Here is a 2,912-nt window from a genome sequence, read left to right as displayed (position 1 = left end):
TCGCCATTCTCGTCATTAAAGACTCCTGTTTTCACAATTGCAATGGCAGGATCTTGACAAAGCTCGATTATCGTTGGATCATCGTTGTCGATATCTGTACCCGAAAGATCTGTTACTGTACTTTGGTCTGGTGCAGTAGCTGTAGTTGTTGCTTGGTTTTCAACTTCGCCAGCATCAATATCATCTTGTGTGATAACGTAGCTCGCTTCGTAAATCCAAGTTTCTGTTACATCTAACTCGCCGTCGCCATCAGTGTCTCCACTTAATGGACCTGCTATTGGACCTCCTAATAATGGATCGTCAACAATAACGTTACTCAAGCTTACATTTCCTTCGTTTGTTACAGTGAAAGTGTATGTGATGGTTTCATCTACATTAGAACACTCATCGCCATTCTCGTCATTAAAGACTCCTGTTTTCACAATTGCAATGGCAGGGTCACTACATATTGTAATAATAGTAGGATCACTTCCTTCGTATCCGTCGCTATTAGAAGTATCTGTAACTTGTTCATCAGCAGGTGTTGTTCCTACTGCTTCAGCAGAGTTAGTGAAGGTACCGTTGTCAATATCGTCTTGGGTGATTGTATAAGTTGCAGTAAAGCTTGTGGTATCTTCTTCACCAGGAGCCAAACTAATTGGTCCACCAACTAAAGTTACACCTCCTACAAGATCGCTTACCATAACATCTGTTAAGGTTACGTTTCCTGTATTTTTAACGGAGAAGTTATAGTTGATTACTTGACCTACAACAACTGTGGAGCATCCTGTAGTTGGATCTATTTCAATATCAGAAGTTTTAATCAGAGCAATACTTGCATCAGTACAGATCGTCACAACTGTAGGACTATCACCTGCATACCCCTCGTTATTAGAAGTATCATCTACCTGAGTATCGTCCGGCGTTGTTCCAACTACTTCTGCGGAATTGGTAAAGCTTCCGTTATCAATATCAGCTTGTGTGATTGTATAAGTTGCAGTAAAGCTTGTGGTATCTTCTTCACCAGGAGCCAAACTGATTGGTCCACCAACTAAAGTTACACCTCCTACAAGATCGCTTACCATAACATCTGTTAGAGTAACGTTTCCTGTATTTTTAACGGAGAAGTTATAGTTGATTACTTGACCTACAACAACTGTGGAACAGCCTGTAGTTGGATCTACTTCAACATCAGAAGTTTTAATCAGTGCAATACTTGCATCGGTACAGATCGTCACAACTGTAGGACTATCACCTCCATACCCCTCGTTATTAGAAGTATCATCTACCTGAGTATCGTCCGGCGTTGTTCCAACTACTTCTGCGGAATTGGTAAAGCTTCCGTTGTCAATATCGTCTTGTGTAATCGTATAAGTTGCAGTAAAGCTTGTGGTATCTTCTTCACCAGGAGCCAAACTAATTGGTCCACCAACTAAAGTTACACCTCCTACAAGATCGCTTACCATAACATCTGTTAAGGTTACGTTTCCTGTATTTTTAACGGAGAAGTTATAGTTGATTACTTGACCTACAACAACTGTTGAACATCCTGTAGTTGGATCTACTTCAACATCAGAAGTTTTAATCAGAGCAATACTTGCATCAGTACAGATCGTCACAACTGTTGGACTATCACCTGCATACCCCTCGTTATTAGAAGTATCATCTACTTGAGTATCGTCCGGCGTTGTTCCAACTACTTCTGCGGAATTGGTAAAGCTTCCGTTGTCAATATCGTCTTGTGTAATCGTATAAGTTGCAGTAAAGCTTGTGGTATCTTCTTCACCAGGAGCCAAACTAATTGGTCCACCAACTAAAGTTACACCTCCTACAAGATCGCTTACCATAACATCTGTTAGAGTAACGTTTCCTGTATTTTTAACGGAGAAATTATACGTGATAACATCATCGACAGCAACTTCAGAACAACCTGTACTTGGATCAATTTCTACGTTCGCAGTCTTGATTAATGCAATACTTGCATCAGTACAGATGTCTACGATTGTTGGGTTGTTTTCAGTATAACTTGAATGGTCAGAAAGATCTGTTGGCTGACTATTGTCAGGAGCAGTTCCGGTAGCCGTAGCCTGGTTGGAGAACATTCCAGAATCAACATCGGCTTGTGTGATGGTATAAGTTGCTGTAAAGGTTGTAGCATCTTCTGCGCCCGGTGCCAAGCTAGCAATAGGACCACCAGACATTGTGGCGTCTGGATCGGTAACAATTACGTTTGTAAGGGTTGAATTACCCGTATTCTTAACGGAGAAATTATAGTTGATTACTTGACCTACAACAACTGTTGAACATCCTGTAGTTGGATCTACTTCTACATCGGAAGTTTTGATTAATGCAATACTTGCATCGGTACAGATGTCTACGATTGTTGGGTTGTTTTCAGTATAACTTGAATAGTCAGAAAGATCTGTTGGCTGACTATTGTCAGGAGCAGTTCCCGTGGCCGTAGCCTGGTTAGAGAACATTCCAGAATCAACATCGGCTTGTGTAATGGTATAAGTTGCTGTAAAGGTTGTAGCATCTTCTGCGCCTGGTGCCAAACTAGCAATAGGACCGCCAGACATTGTGGCGTCTGGATCCGTAACAATTACGTTTGTAAGGGTTGAATTTCCTGTGTTCTTAACGGAGAAGTTATACGTGATTACTTGATCTACAACAACTGTTGAACATCCTGTAGTTGGATCTACTTCAACATTGGAAGTTTTAATCAGAGCAATACTTGCATCAGTACAGATGTCTACGACTGTTGGGTTGTTTTCAGTATAACTTGAATGGTCAGAAAGATCTGTTGGCTGACTATTGTCAGGAGCAGTTCCCGTGGCCGTAGCCTGGTTAGAGAACATTCCAGAATCAACATCGGCTTGTGTGATGGTATAAGTTGCTGTAAAGGTTGTAGCATCTTCAACGCCCGGTGCCAA

General features: G+C 41.3%; 1 protein-coding gene. It reads right to left on the bottom strand.

Annotated elements, in window-relative coordinates; genetic code table 11:
* On the bottom strand, nt 1–2,912 hold a 2,912-nt coding region (locus QPK98_RS15525), incomplete at both ends, for a beta strand repeat-containing protein (protein WP_435373107.1).

This window comes from Aequorivita marina (assembly GCF_031631895.2).
GTDB classification, from domain to species: Bacteria; Bacteroidota; Bacteroidia; order Flavobacteriales; family Flavobacteriaceae; genus Aequorivita; species Aequorivita marina.
The sequence above is the reverse complement of the archived record's forward strand: the minus strand, read 5'-3'. Positions and strand labels throughout refer to the sequence as shown.